15 protein-coding genes are annotated in these 16,799 nt (G+C 72.5%); 12 read left to right on the top strand and 3 right to left on the bottom strand.

The window, feature by feature from the left end; genetic code table 11:
* Positions 1–60: 60 nt before the first annotated feature.
* The 4 genes from ASE20_RS17445 (at position 61) to holA (ending at position 5,399) form a co-directional block, all read left to right on the top strand.
* The gene (locus tag ASE20_RS17445; RefSeq protein ID WP_056895867.1) at positions 61–936 is read left to right on the top strand and encodes a DegV family protein; all 876 of its coding nucleotides are present in this window, start codon (positions 61–63) and stop codon (positions 934–936) included.
* A 120-nt stretch (positions 937–1,056) separates the two neighbouring features.
* Positions 1,057–2,013 (top strand): helix-hairpin-helix domain-containing protein, encoded by a 957-nt coding sequence (locus ASE20_RS17440; RefSeq protein WP_157538679.1) that lies wholly within the window; start codon positions 1,057–1,059, stop codon positions 2,011–2,013.
* Between the two features lie 66 nt (positions 2,014–2,079).
* Positions 2,080–4,380: a ComEC/Rec2 family competence protein gene (locus ASE20_RS17435; RefSeq protein ID WP_056895866.1), complete on the top strand. Its 2,301-nt coding sequence runs from the start codon at positions 2,080–2,082 to the stop codon at positions 4,378–4,380.
* Between the two features lie 47 nt (positions 4,381–4,427).
* The gene (holA, locus tag ASE20_RS17430; protein WP_056895865.1) at positions 4,428–5,399 is read left to right on the top strand and encodes a DNA polymerase III subunit delta; all 972 of its coding nucleotides are present in this window, start codon (positions 4,428–4,430) and stop codon (positions 5,397–5,399) included.
* A gap of 243 nt (positions 5,400–5,642) precedes the next feature.
* Here holA and rpsT read toward each other — a convergent pair whose 3' ends face one another.
* Complete coding sequence (gene rpsT, locus ASE20_RS17425) at positions 5,643–5,903, bottom strand: 30S ribosomal protein S20 (protein ID WP_056895864.1); 261 nt, start codon at positions 5,901–5,903, stop codon at positions 5,643–5,645.
* Positions 5,904–6,101: 198 nt separating this feature from the next.
* Here rpsT and ASE20_RS17420 point away from each other — a divergent pair, with 198 nt between their 5' ends.
* The gene (locus ASE20_RS17420) at positions 6,102–6,578 is read left to right on the top strand and encodes a hypothetical protein (RefSeq protein WP_157538678.1); all 477 of its coding nucleotides are present in this window, start codon (positions 6,102–6,104) and stop codon (positions 6,576–6,578) included.
* Between the two features lie 21 nt (positions 6,579–6,599).
* Here ASE20_RS17420 and ASE20_RS17415 read toward each other — a convergent pair whose 3' ends face one another.
* Complete coding sequence (locus tag ASE20_RS17415) at positions 6,600–7,532, bottom strand: hypothetical protein (RefSeq protein WP_225869228.1); 933 nt, start codon at positions 7,530–7,532, stop codon at positions 6,600–6,602.
* Between the two features lie 41 nt (positions 7,533–7,573).
* Positions 7,574–9,163: an alkaline phosphatase D family protein gene (locus ASE20_RS17410; protein ID WP_056895861.1), complete on the bottom strand. Its 1,590-nt coding sequence runs from the start codon at positions 9,161–9,163 to the stop codon at positions 7,574–7,576.
* Between the two features lie 113 nt (positions 9,164–9,276).
* Between ASE20_RS17410 and lepA the strand changes: the two genes are divergently transcribed.
* The 7 genes from lepA (at position 9,277) to ASE20_RS17375 (ending at position 16,682) form a co-directional block, all read left to right on the top strand.
* Complete coding sequence (gene lepA, locus ASE20_RS17405; RefSeq protein ID WP_056895860.1) at positions 9,277–11,148, top strand: translation elongation factor 4; 1,872 nt, start codon at positions 9,277–9,279, stop codon at positions 11,146–11,148.
* Positions 11,145–11,543, top strand: coding sequence for a hypothetical protein (locus ASE20_RS17400; RefSeq protein ID WP_056895859.1), 399 nt, complete (start codon positions 11,145–11,147; stop codon positions 11,541–11,543). Before lepA ends, ASE20_RS17400 begins: the two co-directional genes overlap by 4 nt.
* Before the next feature lie 31 nt (positions 11,544–11,574).
* The gene (locus ASE20_RS17395; RefSeq protein WP_200952857.1) at positions 11,575–11,997 is read left to right on the top strand and encodes a DUF350 domain-containing protein; all 423 of its coding nucleotides are present in this window, start codon (positions 11,575–11,577) and stop codon (positions 11,995–11,997) included.
* Complete coding sequence (locus tag ASE20_RS17390; protein ID WP_056895858.1) at positions 11,997–13,223, top strand: glutathionylspermidine synthase family protein; 1,227 nt, start codon at positions 11,997–11,999, stop codon at positions 13,221–13,223. Before ASE20_RS17395 ends, ASE20_RS17390 begins: the two co-directional genes overlap by 1 nt.
* A complete protein-coding gene (locus ASE20_RS17385) occupies positions 13,208–14,041 on the top strand; it encodes an aminoglycoside phosphotransferase family protein (protein WP_056895857.1) in 834 nt (277 codons plus the stop codon). Before ASE20_RS17390 ends, ASE20_RS17385 begins: the two co-directional genes overlap by 16 nt.
* Positions 14,042–14,116: 75 nt before the next feature.
* A complete protein-coding gene (locus ASE20_RS17380) occupies positions 14,117–14,809 on the top strand; it encodes an MOSC domain-containing protein (protein ID WP_056895856.1) in 693 nt (230 codons plus the stop codon).
* Between the two features lie 49 nt (positions 14,810–14,858).
* Positions 14,859–16,682, top strand: coding sequence for an AMP-dependent synthetase/ligase (locus ASE20_RS17375; protein ID WP_056895855.1), 1,824 nt, complete (start codon positions 14,859–14,861; stop codon positions 16,680–16,682).
* The last annotated feature ends 117 nt before the right edge of the window (positions 16,683–16,799 follow it).

The following is a 16,799-nucleotide window of genomic DNA, read 5'->3' as shown; positions in this document are numbered from 1 at the left end:
GGTGTCGCGAGCGAGGAACGAGCGAGGAGCCTCGAAACCTGGCGAGAACCAGGACGGGCTGTGCCCCGCTCCGTAGCTCTCGTCACCGACTCGACGGCACACCTGCAGGCCGGTGTGGCGGAGTCGGCCGGCGTCACCGTCGTGCCCCTGCAGGTGGTGATCGACGACGAGGTCCACGACGAGGGCTCCGAGGCGGCCACCCCCGAGCGGGTCGCCGCGGCGCTGCGCGAGAAGCGTGCGGTCAGCACGTCACGCCCGGCCCCCGCGGTCTTCTCCGAGCTCTACGAGCGGCTTGCCGACGAGGGCGCCTCGGAGATCGTCTCGGTGCACCTCTCGGCCGAGGTGTCGGGGACCTTCGAGTCCGCGCTGGTCGCCTCGCGCACCGCGCCCGTGCCCGTCACGTGCGTCGACACCCGGCAGGTCGGGGTGGCGATCGGGTACGCCGTCGAGTCCGCCGCTGCCGTGCTCGCCGCGGGCGGTACGACGGCGGAGGCAGCGGTGGCGGCCAAGGCCCGGTCCGCCTCGGCGACCTCGCTCTTCTACGTCAACACCCTCGAGTACCTCCGCCGCGGTGGCCGCGTCGGGGCCGCTGCCGCGGTCTTCGGCGGCGTGCTCGCGGTCAAGCCGCTGCTCGGCATCGTTGACGGCGTGATCGCTCCGCGGGCCAAGGTCCGGACCGCGGCCAAGGCCATCGCCCAGCTCGAGGCGATGGCCCTCGAGGCGGCCGGCGAGCAGCAGGTCGAGATCTGTGTCGCCCACCTCGCGGCGGAGGAGCGCGCGCTCGCCCTGGCCGAGCGGCTCGGGAACCAGCTCGGTGACCAGCTGGTCCCGGGGCGCGACGGCAGCCCGGTGCGCAGCGTCGAGCTCGGCGGCGTGCTCGGTGCGCATGTCGGTCCCGGCATGCTCGCCATCTGCGTTGCGCCCGTGCTCTCCTGACGCACCGTCCGTCCCGGTCCAGGCCACCTTCCCTCCACAGGGCGGCACTGCGGGGGCCGTCCTCCACAGGTGGGCACGCGACGACGGCCTGCTGCCGTCGCCGCTGCCTAGCGTGCCTGCATGTCCTCCCGACGTCCTCCGGCCGACCGCACCGACGCCGCCGCCCGCCGCCTCGCTGAGCTCGCGGTGGGGCTGGGCGCTGCCCCCGGTGCGCTTCGCGATCCCGTCGGGGGTGCCGCCGGCGACCAGGACGAGTGGTGGGCCGACCACACCCGGGTCGCGGCCCCGCTGGAGCTCGACGCCACACACCCGCCCGCGCCTGCGCCGCTCGCCCCGGAGGCGCCGCTGATCCCCGTCCCCGGTCGTCATGCTGCGCGCCGACGCCTGGTGCTGCCCGCCCCCGACCTGCGAGGCCGTCTCCCCGTGCTGTCGCCCGTCCATGTCGCGCTCGTCGCCCTCGCCGTGGCCGTCGGGCTGGCCGTGACCACCTGGTGGGTGGTGCGCGACGACCCCGGCCCCGCGGTCGAACCGGTCTCCGCGGAGCCGCTCGCGCCGCTGGTCGAGCCCTCGGCCCCCGGCTCGCGGTCGCCGTCGGACGAGGTCTCGCCGGCGGGGGCCGCGGCGCCGGTGGGCAGCACCACGACGGTCACGGTCGACGTGACCGGCAAGGTCCGGCGCCCGGGCATCGTCGTCCTCGACCAGGGCGCCCGGGTGACCGATGCCCTGTCCGCCGCCGGAGGCGCCAAGCGCGGCGTCGACCTGAGCACCCTCAACCTCGCGCGCGTGCTGGTCGACGGCGAGCAGATCGTCGTCGGAGCCCGCTCCACGGGGGCCGCCCCGGCGCCCGCCCCCGCCGCGGGCGGTGACGCCGCGGGCGCCCCCGCGGCCCCGGTCAACCTCAACCTCGCTGGCCAGGCCGAGCTCGAGTCCCTGCCCGGCGTCGGCCCGGTCACGGCCCAGGCGATCCTGGCGTGGCGCGACCAGCAGGGCGGGTTCACCAGTGTCGACGAGCTGCTCGAGGTCGACGGTATCGGCGAGAAGACCCTGGCTCGACTCGCTCCCCACGTGACGGTGTGAGGCGCGGTGGCCCCGACCTCTCGCGGAGACCCCGCTCGCGACCGCCGGCCCCGCCACGACCTCCGGATGCCCGCCCTCGGCGGGGCTGCCTGGCTCGGAGGCATCGCTGCCCAGCGCCTCCTCGGCCACTCCGCCTGGCTGCTGGCAGCGCTGCTCGTCATGGCGTTGGTGGTGGGCTGGCCGCCGCATGGCGGCCGACCTCGCGGCGCCCATCGCGGCATGGCGGTCGCAATGCTCCTCATGGCCGCTGCCGTCCTGGCGGGCGCCCTGCTCCGCCACCAGGCGATGACAACCAGCCCGCTCCGGGCGTGGGCCGACCAACGGGCCACGGCCGACCTGGTGGCCACCGTGGTCTCCGACCCGCGGCGTGTCGACGGTGCCTGGGGCGAGCGTGTCGTCGTACGGATCCGGGTGGAGGAGGTCGCCGCCCGGGGCGAGCGGCGCAGGCTCGGCGGCACCGTCGTGGTGCTGGGTGTCCCGGCGTGGTCGGCTGCCGAGCTGGGGGAGCAGGTGTTCGTCGAGGGTCGACTGGCTCCGTCCGAGAGCTCCGACGCCGTCGCCGTCCTCAGCGCCGACCGACCACCGGTGCGGATCCGCGGGCCGGACCCCTGGTGGCGTGCCTCCGGCGCGGTCCGCGCCTCGATCCGCCAGGCCGTGGCCGACCGGCCACCGGCGCAGGCGGGCCTGGTCCCGGCGCTGGTCGACGGCGACGACGCCGCACTGCCCGACGAGGTCGAGGCCGACTTCCGTGTGGTGGGCCTGACCCACCTGACCGCGGTCAGCGGCACCAACCTCACGCTCGTCGTCGGTGCCCTGCTGCTCGCGGCTCGGGCCGTGGGCGTCCGCGGGCGCTGGTTGGTCGTGGTGGGCCTGCTGGGCATCACGAGCTTCGTGCTGCTGGCTCGCACCGAGCCGAGCGTGCTCCGCGCCGCGGCGATGGGCACGGTCGGGTTGTTCGCCTTCGGCCCCGACGGCCGGCGCCGTGGGCTCCGCGCCCTGGGGGTCGCGCTGGCGGTGCTGGTGCTGGTGCAGCCGGCGCTCGCCACGTCGGCGGGGTTCGCGCTCTCGGTCCTGGCGACGGGAGGCATCGTCCTGCTCGGACCGCCGCTGACCGACGCGCTGGCGCGCTGGCTGCCGCGCGGTCTCGCCGAGGCGGTGGCGGTGCCGACGGCGGCGCAGCTCGCCTGCACGCCGGTCGTCGCCGTGCTGTCCGGCCAGGTCAGCCTGGTCGCCGTCGCGGCCAACCTGCTGGCCGGGCCTGCGGTCGGACCCGCCACGGTCCTCGGCCTGCTGGGCGGGCTGGTCGGCCTGGTGTGGCCGACCGGAGGTCAGCTGCTCGGCACGGCCGCGGCCTGGTGCGTGGCGTGGATCGTCGCGGTCGCCCGGCACGGTGCGGCTCTTCCCGGTGCCGCGATCGGCTGGGGGACCGGTACGGGCGCGATCGCGCTGCTGGTGCTGGTCTGCCTGGCGATCGCGGTCCTGCTGCCGCGGCTGGCGCGCCACCGGTCCCTCGGCGCGGTGCTCGGGGTGCTCCTGCTGCTGGTCGTGCTCGGGTTCCCCGGCCGGGTCTGGCCGGGGGGCGCCTTCGGCTGGCCGCCCGATGACTGGGTGCTCGCGGTGTGCGACGTGGGCCAGGGTGACGCCCTGGCGCTGTCCGTGGCTCCCGGCGCCGCGGTGGTCGTCGATGCCGGGCCGGACCCGGCCACCGTCGACGGCTGCCTCGACCGGCTCGACGTGGAGCGGGTCCCGCTGGTCGTGCTGACCCACTTCCACGCCGACCACGTGGACGGTCTGTCCGGCGTGCTGCGCGGACGGCAGGTCGGCGCGATCGAGACCAGTCCGGTCCAGGACCCGCCCGGCGGCGCCGCCCAGGTCCGCCGGGACGCCGAAGCCGCCGGCGTGCCCGTGCGTCCCGCGACCTACGGCGCGGCCCGGCGGATCGGTGCCGCGACCCTCCAGGTGGTCCATCTCGAGGTGGCGGGGGAGGTCAGCGGTGCCGGGGACGGCAGCTCCGCCAACGACGCCAGCGTGGTGCTGGTGGTCGAGGTCGCCGGCCTGCGCCTGCTCCTGACCGGCGACGTCGAGCCGCCGGGTCAGGCGCAGCTCGCGCGGCTGCTCCGGGGACTAGACGTCGACGTGCTCAAGGTCCCGCACCACGGCAGCTCCCACCAGGACGAGTCCTGGCTGACCGGGCTGCACCCGGAGGTCGCACTGGTGTCCGTCGGCGCCGACAACGACTACGGCCACCCCGCGCCAGCGCTGCTCTCCGACCTCGAGGACGCGGGCGCGCAGGTGCACCGCACCGACGAGGAGGGCGACCTGGTCGTGGTCGTGGGCGACGACGGTCCCGAGGTCGTCTCCCGGTGAGCCCGCCGCCCGCTGGGCTGTCGGGCCCGTGTGGGAGGGTTTCTCCCATGCGGGCCGCTGACGTGTTGGGACGGGTCATCCTGGTCACCGGCAAGGAGGAGTACCTCGGCGCCCGCACCGTCGACGAGGTCAAGGCCGCTGTCCGGGAGCACGACGCCGACGCCGAGTTCGCCGACGCCTCGGCGGCCGGCCTGACCCTGGCGACGCTGGGGGAGATGTCAGCGCCGTCGCTGTTCTCCGCGATCCGCTGCGTGGTGGTCCGGGGGCTCGAGGACCTGCCCGACGAGTCGGTCGAGGGCCTGCTCGGGTACGCCGGCGCGCCGTCCGAGGACGTCGCACTGGTGCTGGTGCACGGCGGCGGCCAGAAGGGCAGCGGGGTGCTCACCAAGCTCCGCAAGCTCGGCCCCGTGACCGAGCACAAGTCGGAGGAGCTCAAGCCCTCGGACTTCCCCAACTTCGTCGCCAACGAGGTCCGTCGCCACGGCGCGACGATCGACCGCGATGCCGCCGACGTCCTGATCGAGGCGATCGGCCGCGACCTGCGCTCGCTCGCCGGTGCGGCCCACCAGCTGACCAACGACTTCCCGGGGGAGCGGATCAGCGAGGCCCAGGTCCGCCGTTACTTCGGAGGTCGCGCGGAGGCGAAGTCCTTCGCCGTGGCCGATGCCGCCTTCGCCGGTCGCGACCGCGTGGCGCTCGAGGAGCTGCGCTGGGCCCTCGACGCCGGTACGGCGGCCGTGCTGATCACCTCCGCGTTCGCCGGCAGCGCCCGCGGACTCGCCCGGCTGGTCAGCGCCCCGCGAGGCATGCGCGACGCCGACCTGGCCCGCGAGGTCGGCGTCCCGCCGTGGAAGCTCCGCTCGCTGCGCGACCAGGCCCGCGGCTGGTCCGAGCCCGGACTCGCCCGCGCGATCCGGGCCGTCGCGCAGGCCGACGCCGACATCAAGGGTGCGGCGAGCGACGCTTCGTACGCCCTCGAGCGGCTGGTCCTGACCATCACGGCTCTGCGTCGCGGCTGATCCGCGCTACGCCCGAGCCGGTGGCTGCCGGCCGTGGCTTCCGGTCTGCAGCGCGACCGGCACCGGTTTCGAGACGCGCGTCGCGGCTTCGTGCCTCAGCCGCGGCGCTCCTCAACCTCCCCGCCCGGTCCGCTGCGTTGCTCGTTCCTCGCAACGCAGCGGGGCGGTGAGAAATCACGAAGGGAGCCCCCTCGCGGGGACTCCCTTGACGTGATGGCTCCGGACCGGAGCCAGGGCCGGGCCTCAGAGAGAAGCGGCCTGCTTCGCGATCGACGACTTGCGGTTCGCGGCCTGGTTCTTGTGGATGACGCCCTTCGAGGCGGCCTTGTCGAGCTTCTTGGTGGCCTCGCGGGCGAGGGCGGTCGCGTTGTCCTTGTCGCCGGACTCGGCGGCCTCGCGGAACTTGCGGATCGCGGTCTTCAGGCCGGACTTGACGGCCTTGTTGCGCTCGTGGCGCTTCTCGTTCTGCTTGTTGCGCTTGATCTGGCTCTTGATGTTCGCCACGGGTGTGTTGCCTAACGTCTGGGTTGTGAATGCTGGTCTGGTCCGGAGTGCGTGAGCGCGGAGCACCGCCGGTGAGGGCAGGCGCAGGCGCACGGAACACGCGACCAGCAAGGCTAACAGTGGGCGACAGGCACCCCAAATCGTCAGGTCGTCCCGCGACCGTTGCCCCGGGCGCCCGGAGGTGCTGGGATGTCGCCCGTGCGCGCCCCCTCGCAGCCGCCGTTCCCCCTCGGCGTCCTCTTCGTCCTGCCCACCCTCGCCTTCTGGGGCCTGATCATCGTCGGCACCAACCGCGACGGCGGCCGGCACGCGGGGACCTACGCCGCGTGGGCGTTCGGTGTCGCCGGCGTCACCCTGGCCGTGTTCGCGGTGCTCAAGGTGCGGCAGGTGCGTGCCCGCAACGCGGAGAAGCGGCGCGCGACCGAGGAGGGCGTCCGTACGACGGCACGGATCGTCTGCACCCGGGTCCGCGGCCACCTCAACCAGGACCCGTACGTCGTGTTCGAGCTCGAGGTGACGCCCGAGACGGGGGAGAGGTACCGGGTCTCGGTGACCGAGCTGGTCTCGCAGCTCGCCATCCCGCGCATCCAGCCGGACACCGTCCTCGACGTCCACGTGCACCCGGACGACCGGGCGTTCGTCGTGATCGACCCGGCTGGGCTCGGCCGCGGCTGAGGCCGGTCGGCCCGCCGGCTGTCAGTCGGGGAGCGACCAGCCGCGCCGCTCGGCCAGCCACTGATCGATCACGTCGCGCTGCCACGCCTGCGCCGCGCGGATGTGCGGGGACGTGGGCGGCACGGGCTCGGCGGCGGAGACGGTGAAGTATCCGAGGATCAGCGCCAGCACCACGTCGACGTGCTCGGCGGGCACCGACGACAGGAGCGGGTGGGCGTCGATGTGGGCGTCGACGTCGAGGCCGTCGCCGCGCGGGCCGATCAGCAGGAACAGGGAGTCCAGCCAGGGCGCGCCGACGACCGGCCAGTTCCAGTCGCACAGCACCGCCCGCTCCTCGTCGAGCACCAGGATGTTGTCGTCGCGGATGTCGGTGTGGACGAGCGTCTCGCCGGCCACCACGTCGGCATAGCCGGAGGCGAGCGCCCCGAGCTCCGCGGCGCGCGGGTGGTCGATCACGGCCCACAGCCCCGGCCACGACGCGAACTCGTCGACCGCGGTGCCGAGCCCGACCCCGGGAGCCGGGGTGAGCAGATCGGCGATCCGCACCGCCATGTCGGAGGCCAGCGCCAGGTCGGCCGGGGTCCACGGGCGGGCGGGGGCGCGTCCCTCGACGTACTCCGTGCTGAGCAGGAACCAGTCCTCGACCTCGTCGGTCCACAACAACCTCGGAGCAGGTACGCCGGAGGGGATCCCACGCAGCTTGCGCGCCTCCTCGCGGTACGACTCAGCGAACAGCCGCTGGGCCTTGACCGCGGCCGCCTTCACGAAGTGGCGCGTGCCGTCGGCGCAGGTGAGCACCGACGCGAAGCCCGGGGTGAACCCCGCGCCCTGGGAGGCGGCCTCCGTCACGGGTGACCCGAGGTGCCCCTCGACCGCCTGGCGCACCCGCGGCGGCAGGTGCGCCCACTCGACGCGTCGGGCAGTGCGGCCGTGGGGGATCCGAGTGGGGAGCACCCGCACATGATGGCGGACGGTCCACCCACGGCCCCAACGAGTTACCGCGCCGCGGGGTCCAGGGTCCTGGTGTAGAGCGCGGCGCCCTCGACGTCGCGCAGGGTCACCGTCAGCCGGCCGGACGCCGCATCGACCTCGACCTCCCCGAAGAACTGGAAGCCCTGCGCCGGCGAGGCGTTGGGTGAGGGCGGCGCCGCGACGAAGTCGGCGACCGGGCCGAACGTGCCGTCCAGCGCGTTCGGTCCGAAGGCGCCGGCGTTGAGCGGGCCGGAGACGAACTCCCAGAACGGGTCGAAGTCCTGGTACGACGCCCGGTCGGGCGAGTAGTGGTGCGCGGCGGTGTAGTGCACGTCCGCGGTGAGCCAGACGTGGTTGCGGATGCCGGCGCGCGAGAGTGCGGTGAGGACCCGCGCGATGTCGATCTCCCGGCCGAGCGGCGCGCCCGGCTCGCCCTGGGCCAGGCCCTCCTGCGCGCTCGCGCCGTCGGGGACGACCAGGCCGAGCGGCAGGTCGGCGGCGATCACCTTCCAGGTCGCCCGCGAGCGCTGGAGCTCGCGGATCAGCCAGGCGGTCTGCTCCTCGCCGAGCACGCCGCCGTCGCCGGACGGCTCGCGGTTGCCCGTGTTGGGGTCCTTGTGGGTGCGCATGTCGAGCACGAACAGGTCCACGTGGCGGCCGTACCGCACGACGCGGTAGACGCGGCCCTCGGAGTCCGGCGAGATCGGTGCGACGGGCACGTAGTCGTGGAAGGCCTGGTGGGCCCGCGCGGCCAGCACGTCGATCCGCTTCTCGGTGTAGCGGCTGTCGTCGAGCACCTGGCCGGGGAACCAGTTGTTGCGGACCTCGTGATCGTCCCACTGGGTGACCTGGGAGGTCTCGGCGAGGAAGGCGCGCCAGTTGTCGGCCATCAAGTTGTAGCGGTACTGGCCGCGGTACTCCGCCAGGGTCTCGGCGACCTTGGTCTTCTCCGGGATCACCAGGTTGGTCCAGGTCGACCCGTCGGGGAGCGCCACGGACGACTGGACCGGCCCGTCGGCGTACACGTTGTCGCCGCTGCAGAGGAAGAAGTCGGCGTCGCGGGCGCGCATCGCGTCGGCGATCCGGAAGCCGCCGTACGCCGGGTTCACGCCCCAGCCCTGGCCGGCGATGTCGCCCGACCAGAGGAAGCGGACGTCGTCGCGGCGGCCGGGTGCCGTCCGCAGCCGGCCCACGGTCGGCGCGCTGGTGGCACGGTGGTCGTGCAGGTCGACGGCGCGGATCCGGTAGTGGAGGTCGGTGCCCTCCGGCAGGTCGTCGAGCACGAGCTGGCCGGTGAAGTCGGTCTCCGGCGTGACGACCGGGCCGCGGACGGTGCGGACCCTGCGGAACGACGCGTCGCGGCTGATCTCGGCGACCAGCCGCGAGGGGCGGTCCGCCCTGCTCCAGAGCACCGCGGAGCCGGGCCGGACGTCGCCGGACTGGACGCCGAGCGGCAGCACCGGGCGGTCGCCGCGCACGAGCAGGGGAGCGGCGTACGCCCGTGCGGGCGTCTGGCCGGCGAGCAGTCCGGAGGTCGCGGCGGTGCCGGCGACGAGGGCGGCGCCGCGCAGGAGGGCGCGGCGGGAGCTGGGGGCCGAGAAGTCCGAGGGCATGGCGCCAGCCCACCGCTCGCGGGCGAACGCGGAGGTGCCGGCCGGGGGTGCTGGGGGTGAACCGCGGACGGCGAATTCCTGAACCCGTCCGGCTCAGGGAGAATGGCGGCACCATGTCAGCACCCGCCCCGCAGCCAGGTCACACCGACCCCGCGATCATCCGCAACTTCTGCATCATCGCGCACATCGACCACGGCAAGTCGACCCTCGCCGACCGGATGCTGCAGCTCACCGGCGTCGTCGGCGAGCGCGAGGCGAAGGCGCAGTACCTCGACCGGATGGACATCGAGCGCGAGCGCGGCATCACGATCAAGAGCCAGGCCGTCCGCATGCCGTGGACGGTCACGGCCGGCAACGAGGCAGGCGCCGAGCCGGGCACCTACATCCTCAACATGATCGACACCCCGGGCCACGTCGACTTCACCTACGAGGTCTCCCGGTCGCTGCAGGCCTGCGAGGCCGCGATCCTGCTGGTCGACGCCGCGCAGGGCATCGAGGCGCAGACCCTGGCGAACCTCTACCTCGCCATGGGCGCGGACCTGCACATCATCCCGGTGCTCAACAAGATCGACCTGCCCAGCGCCAACGTCGAGAAGTACGCCGCCGAGCTGGCCAACCTCGTCGGCTGCGAGCCGGAGGACGTGCTGCTCACCTCGGCCAAGACCGGTGTCGGCGTGGAGGCGCTGCTCAACGAGATCGTGCGGTCGGTCCCGGCCCCCGTCGGCGATCCCGACGCCCCGGCCCGCGCCCTGATCTTCGACTCGGTCTACGACACCTACCGGGGCGTGGTCACCTACGTGCGGGTGTTCGACGGCGAGCTCTCCCACCGCGACAAGATCAAGATGATGTCGACCGGTGCCCTGCACGAGATGCTCGAGGTCGGCGTGATCAGCCCCGAGCCGATGAAGGCGGCCAAGCTCGGGGTCGGCGAGACCGGCTACCTGATCACCGGGGTGAAGGACGTGCGCCAGTCCCGCGTCGGTGACACGGTGACCGTCAACGGGCGCCAGGCAGCCGAGCCGCTGGGCGGCTACGAGCACCCCAAGCCGATGGTCTTCGCGGGTCTCTACCCGATCGACGGCGACGACTACCCGACCCTGCGCGACGCGCTCGAGAAGCTGCAGCTCAACGACGCCGCCCTCACCTTCGAGCCGGAGACCTCCGGCGCGCTGGGCTTCGGCTTCCGTTGCGGCTTCCTGGGCCTGCTGCACATGGAGATCACCCGCGAGCGGCTCGAGCGCGAGTTCAACCTCGACCTCATCTCGACCGCCCCGAACGTGGTCTACGAGGTCGTCATGGAGGACGGCAGCCAGCTCACCGTCACCAACCCGAGCGAGTACCCCGACGGCAAGATCGCCGAGGTCCGCGAGCCGATCGTCGACGCCACGGTGCTCGCGCCGGCCGACTTCATCGGCACGATCATGGAGCTGTGCCAGCACAAGCGCGGCACGCTGCAGGGCATGGACTACCTGTCCGAGGACCGGGTCGAGATGCGCTACGTCCTGCCGATGGGCGAGATCGCCTTCGACTTCTTCGACCAGCTCAAGTCCAAGACCAAGGGCTACGCCTCGCTCAACTACGAGTTCTCCGGCGACCAGGCCGCCGACCTCGTCAAGGTCGACATCCTGCTCCAGGGCGAGCCGGTCGACGCGTTCTCCGCGATCGTCCACAAGGACGCGGCCTACTCCTACGGCGTGATGATGGCCGGCAAGCTCAAGGAGCTCATCCCGCGCCAGCAGTTCGAGGTCCCGATCCAGGCCGCCATCGGTGCCCGCGTGATCGCCCGCGAGAACATCCGCGCGATCCGCAAGGACGTGCTCGCCAAGTGCTACGGCGGTGACATCACCCGCAAGCGCAAGCTGCTCGAGAAGCAGAAGGAGGGCAAGAAGCGGATGAAGATGGTCGGCCGCGTCGAGGTGCCCCAGGAGGCCTTCGTGGCCGCGCTCTCCAGCACCGGTCCGGCGGGCGACAAGCCGAAGAAGTGACCAGTCACAGGGGTGGACCGGAGGACCGGCCGCACCGGTGGCGCAGTGCCGCCGTCGGCGTCGGCCTGACCGGGTTGGTCGCGGCGAGCTTCGTCAGCTGCGAGGACAACCCGGACCACCGCGCGATCTGCACCGACCCGCAGACCCAGCAGCGCGTCGACGACGACCTGTGTGATGACTCCGACGACGACTACCACGGCCACGGCGGTGGCTTCTACTGGTACTACCTGCGTGCCGGCAGCAACGCCCCGGCCGTGGGTGACCGCTACTCCACCAGCGGCGGCACCTACGACTCCTCGTCGTTGAGCGGCTCGGTCAAGCGCGGCGGCGTCGACACCCACGGTGGCTCGATCAAGCGGGGCGGCTTCGGCGGCGTCCACTTCTCCGGCTCCTGAGCCCGGCGACCGAACCCAGCGAAGGAAACAGATGGACGACCTGCTCCCCGCCCTCGGCTACGGCATCGCGTACGGCCTGCTCGGCACCCTGGTGCTCGCCGCGGGCTGGTTCGTGCTCGACTTGCTCACGCCCGGGCGGTTGGGCGAGCACTTGCGGACCTCGCACAGCGCCGGTCTGGTCGCGGCGACGTGGATGCTCGCCCAGGGCCTGATCGTCTTCACCGCGATCTGGACCAACGCCTCCTCCGGGTTCGGCGACGCGCTCGTGTGGACGGCGGCGTTCAGCGTGCTCGGTGTGCTTCTCCAGACCGTGGCCTGGCGTCTGGTCGACCTCGTCACGCCGGGCAGCCTCGGCGAGGAGGTCTGCGTGGCGGGGGAGACCCAGCCGCTCGCCAAGGTCACGGCCGGGGTGATCGTCGCGGTCGCGCTCGTCGTGGTCGCGAGCATCGCCTGATGTGGCGCCACGCCACCACCCCGCGCCCCGGCTGGAGGGAGACCGTCGCCCGGCAGGGCCTCGTCTTCCCGATGACGCCGCTGCCCGACGGCAGCGGTGAGGTCGTCTACTGGAATGAATCGGCCTGGTACGAGTTCACCATCGGCGAGGTCGAGCGGCTCGAGGCGGCGACCGACGAGCTGTACCGGATGTGCCTGCACGCCGGCGCCGTGATGGCCGAGCGCTTCAGCGATGCCGACCTGCTCCTGCCGCGGGGCACGATGGACCTGGTGCGGGAGTCGCTGCGCACCGAGCAGCCGGCCGCGCACGCCCGCTTCGACCTCGTGTACGACGGCGAGCTCCCGCCGAAGATGCTGGAGATCAACGGCGACACCCCCACCGGCCTGGTCGAGACCGCGGTCGCGCAGTGGAGCTGGCTCGAGGACGTCTTCCCCGACCGCGACCAGTGGAACTCCGTCCACGACCGCCTGGTCCGGTGGTGGCAGGAGCAGGACGCCCGCGGGCTGTTCCCCGACCACGAGGTCCACTTCTTCCACTCCGGCACCGACACGAGCGGCGAGGAGGAGATGACGGCGACCTACCTGCGCGACACGGCCGCGATGGCGGGACTGCGGACCTTCGGCCACGTCATCGAGCAGGTCGGCTGGGACGACGCGCCCGAGGCACGGCGCTTCGTCGACGTCGAGGACGTGCCGGTCCGCGCCGCGTACAAGCTGTACCCGTGGGAGGCCATGCTGGCCGAGGAGTTCGGCACCCACCTCCTGGAGCACCGCGAGCGACAACCGGTCCGGTGGATCGAGCCGGTGTGGAAGCTGATGCTCTCGACCAAGGCGATCCTTCCGGTCCTGTGGGAGCTCTACCCCGACCACCCGAACCTGTTGCCGGCGTACCTGGGCCACCCCGGCGACCTGACCGAGTGGGTCGCCAAGCCGCTCCAGGGCCGTGAGGGCGACAACATCTGGGTGCACACGCGCGACGGCGACGAGCGCCACCCGGGCCACTACGACGGCCAGACGCTCGTCTACCAGCAGTGGAACCCGGCGCCGGACTTCGACGGCAACCGGGCGGTGCTCGGCTCGTGGGTGGTCGGTGGGGTCGCCGCCGGCTGCATCGTCCGCGAGTCCGACGGGCCCGTCACCGACTACTTCTCGCGCGTCGTCCCGCACGCGATCACCGATGCCGCGCGGCCCAGCGACGCGCAGGTGCAGGCGTGGCTGGACGAGTGAGCCTCCCGCCGGGGCTCCTCGACGAGTGGGAGCTCACGGCCGACGGCGAGCCGTGGACCGGCTTCCACGCGAGCGTCGTCCCGGTAACGACGGCCGACGGCGAGCCGGCGGCCCTGAAGGTCGGCCTCCACGACAACGAGCACCTCGCCCTCCAGCACTGGCACGGCCGCGGTGCCGTCCGGCTGCTCCGCGCCGACCCGGGCCGCGGCCTGCTGCTCCTCGAGCGGCTGCCCGGGCCCGACCTCGCCGACCACTGGGACGTCGAGGCCTGCGAGGTCGTCGCCGGCCTCTACCGCGACCTGCACCGTCCGGCCGTCCCGCAGCTGCGGCGGTTGTCGTCGTACGCCGGCGAGGTGGCTGCCGCGCTCGTCGACCTGTCCCGCGACGTACCGCTGCCGCCACGGCTGGTGCAGCAGGCCGGTCTCCTGGCCGCGCGCTTCGCCGCGGATCCTGCCACCGACGGAACGCTGGTCCACACCGACCTGCACTACGGCAACGTCCTGGCCGCGCACCGCGCCCCGTGGCTCGCGATCGACCCCAAGCCGCTGAGCGGTGACCCGCACTACGAGGTCGCTCCGCTCCTCTGGAACAGGTACGACGAGCTGTCCGGCCGTGTCCGCGACGGCCTCCGCGCCCGCTTCCACGCCGCCGTCGACGCCGGTGGCCTCGACGAGCACCGCGCCCGCGACTGGGTGGTGGTGCGGGCGATGGACCTGGCCCGCCAGCGCCTCGCCGACCCGCCCGGCACGCCGCGCCGCACGCCCACCCCGGCACTGCTGACGATGTGCGTGAGCATCGCGAAGGCCGTCCAGGACTGATCCGGCACCGCTGCGCACAGGCGCCGTCCCGAAATTCGCTCCCGCTCCCGCAGCCCAGCAGGGACAATCGGAGCTGTGACAGCTCGCGTCCTCACCATCAGCGTCGGCTCCCCGCAGGACAAGGAGTGGGCCGGCATCGGCCGGACCTCGATCGACAAGACCGCCGTGGCCGGCCGGGTCCGCGTCCACGAGCTCGGCATCGAGGGTGACCAGGTCTCCGACACGCTGCACCACGGCGGCCCCGACCAGGCGGTCTACGCCTTCGCCCGCGAGGACCTCGACTTCTGGGAGCGCGAGCTGGGACGGCCGATCCGCGACGGCCAGTTCGGGGAGAACCTCACGACCGTCGGCATCGACCTCAACGCCCTGGAGATCGGCACCCGCCTCCGCGTGGGCGACGAGGTCGACGGGGTGCTGCTCGAGGTCGTGTACGTCCGCACCCCCTGCAACGACTTCAAGGGCTGGATGGGGGAGAGTGGCTACGACCCGCGCGCGTGGGTGAAGAGGTTCGCGGCCGCGGCGCGCCCGGGGCCCTACCTGCGGGTGCTCGAGACCGGCACGATCGAGGCCGGGGCGCCGATCGAGGTGGTCCACCGCCCGGGTCACGGGGTGAGCGTGAGCGACATGTTCGTGGCGCTGAACACCGACCGCTCGCGGTTGCCGGAGCTGCTCGTCATCGACGGCCTGCTGCCGAAGGTCCGCATGAAAGCGGAGGATTTCGTCCGTCAGGTGGCGGCGTCGCTACCGTCGGTTGATCCCGTGGCCTAGGTTACTGCTCAGTTACGCCGGTCTCGGACGAGCAGACGCAGGGAGCGCCATGCCCATCAACCACGACACGAGTTTCCTCCAGAACATGCCGAAGAACTGCGCCGTGCAGTTCCTCGACCGGGTGGAGCACAGCGCCAACCGGGAGGCCTTCCGCTTCCCGCGCGGTGAGGCGTGGGAGTCCGTGACGTGGCGCCAGGCCGGTGACCGGGTACGCCGCCTCGCGGCCGGCCTGCTCGCGCTGGGTCTCGAGTCCGAGCAGCGCGTGGGCATCGCGTCCTCGACGCGCTACGAGTGGATCCTCGCCGACCTCGCCGTGATGTGTGCCGGCGGCGCGACGACGACGGTCTACCCGTCGACGGGTGGCGAGGACACGGCGTACATCGTGGGCGACTCCGAGTGCCGCATCGTCTTCGTCGAGGACGAGTCCCAGCTGCAGAAGCTGCGCGACCACCGCGACGAGCTGCCCGCGCTGAGCAAGGTCGTCTCCTTCGACCCCGCGCTCGCCGACGGCGACTGGGTGATCTCCCTGGACCAGCTCTCCGAGCTCGGCGACGCGCACCTGGCCGAGAAGCCCGACTCCGTCGACGAGGTCGCCCGCGCGATCGAGCCCGACCACCTCGCGACCCTCATCTACACCTCCGGCACGACCGGCAAGCCGAAGGGCGTCCGCACGCTGCACAAGGCGTGGGTGTTCGAGGGCGAGGCGATCAAGGCCCAGAACATCCTCGGTGAGGACGACCTGCAGTTCCTCTGGCTGCCGATGGCCCACTCGTTCGGCAAGGTGCTGCTGTCCACCCAGCTGGCGTGCGGCTTCGCGACCGCGATCGATGGCCGCGTCGACAAGATCGTCGACAACCTGGGCATCGTGAAGCCGACGTTCATGGGCGCCGCGCCGCGCATCTTCGAGAAGGCGCACGCCCGGATCGTCACCATGACGGCGTCCGAGGGCGGCGCCAAGGAGAAGATCTTCAAGAAGGCCTTCGAGGTCGGTACGGCGGTCGACCAGCTCAAGCTCGCCGGCAAGCCGATCCCGGTCGGCCTCAAGGTCCAGCACGCGCTGTTCGACAAGCTGGTCTTCAGCAAGGTCCGCGACCGCTTCGGAGGACGGGTGAAGTTCTTCATCTCCGGCTCCGCCGCGCTCAACGCCGACATCGCCGCGTGGTTCCACGCCGCCGGCATCCTCATCCTCGAGGGCTACGGCATGACCGAGAACGCCGCCGGCGCGACGGTCAACCACCCCGACGCCTACAAGCTCGGCACCGTCGGCCAGCCCTTCCCGGGCACCGAGGTCCGGATCGCCGAGGACGGCGAGGTCCAGCTCCACGGGCCGCACGTCATGGCCGGCTACCACAACCGGGCCGAGGCGACCGCCGACGCGATCACCGCCGACGGCTGGCTGCGCACCGGTGACAAGGGCGAGCTCGACGCCGACGGCTTCCTCAAGATCACGGGCCGCATCAAGGAGCTCTTCAAGACCTCCGGCGGCAAGTACATCGCCCCGCCGGCCATCGAGGCCAAGTTCAAGGCGATCTGCCCCTACGCCAGCCAGTTCATGGTGTTCGGCGCCGAGCGCAACTTCGTCTCCGCGCTGGTCACCCTCGACCCCGACGCCATCGCCGGCTGGGCCGCCGAGAACGGCAAGCAGGGCAAGGACTACACCGAGCTCGTCAACGACGAGGCCGTGCAGGCGCTGGTCGCCGACTACGTCGAGCAGCTCAACGCCCAGCTGAACCGGTGGGAGACGGTCAAGAAGTGGAAGCTCCTCGACCACGACCTGACCATCGAGTCCGGTGAGCTGACGCCGTCGCTGAAGGTCAAGCGCAACGTGGTCGAGGCCAACAACTCCGACCTCATCGCGTCCTTCTACGGCTGACGCGGTCCGAATTCGGCCGGACGGGAGTTTCACCGGCCGGCCGGTGAAACTCACGCTTGGACGAGGAAACTTCGATGCTTCTGACTGATGTGTGGGTCAGGTTCGGCCGGGGAGTGC

The sequence above is a fragment of the Nocardioides sp. Root240 genome (assembly GCF_001428825.1).
Lineage (GTDB): Bacteria > Actinomycetota > Actinomycetes > Propionibacteriales > Nocardioidaceae > Nocardioides.
Note: the sequence above shows the minus strand (reverse complement) of the source record. Positions and strands in the feature narration are given on the sequence as shown.

Bases quoted from the DNA above. Each gene is read 5' to 3' on its own strand.
- ASE20_RS17410 (WP_056895861.1), bottom strand. From the start codon at position 9,163: ATGCCCTCGGACTTCTCGGCCCCCAGCTCCCGCCGCGCCCTCCTGCGC.
- ASE20_RS17435 (WP_056895866.1), top strand. From the start codon at position 2,080: ATGCCCGCCCTCGGCGGGGCTGCCTGGCTCGGAGGCATCGCTGCCCAG.
- holA (WP_056895865.1), top strand. From the start codon at position 4,428: ATGCGGGCCGCTGACGTGTTGGGACGGGTCATCCTGGTCACCGGCAAG.
- ASE20_RS17375 (WP_056895855.1), top strand. From the start codon at position 14,859: ATGCCCATCAACCACGACACGAGTTTCCTCCAGAACATGCCGAAGAAC.
- ASE20_RS17440 (WP_157538679.1), top strand. From the start codon at position 1,057: ATGTCCTCCCGACGTCCTCCGGCCGACCGCACCGACGCCGCCGCCCGC.
- lepA (WP_056895860.1), top strand. From the start codon at position 9,277: ATGTCAGCACCCGCCCCGCAGCCAGGTCACACCGACCCCGCGATCATC.
- ASE20_RS17395 (WP_200952857.1), top strand. From the start codon at position 11,575: ATGGACGACCTGCTCCCCGCCCTCGGCTACGGCATCGCGTACGGCCTG.
- ASE20_RS17390 (WP_056895858.1), top strand. From the start codon at position 11,997: ATGTGGCGCCACGCCACCACCCCGCGCCCCGGCTGGAGGGAGACCGTC.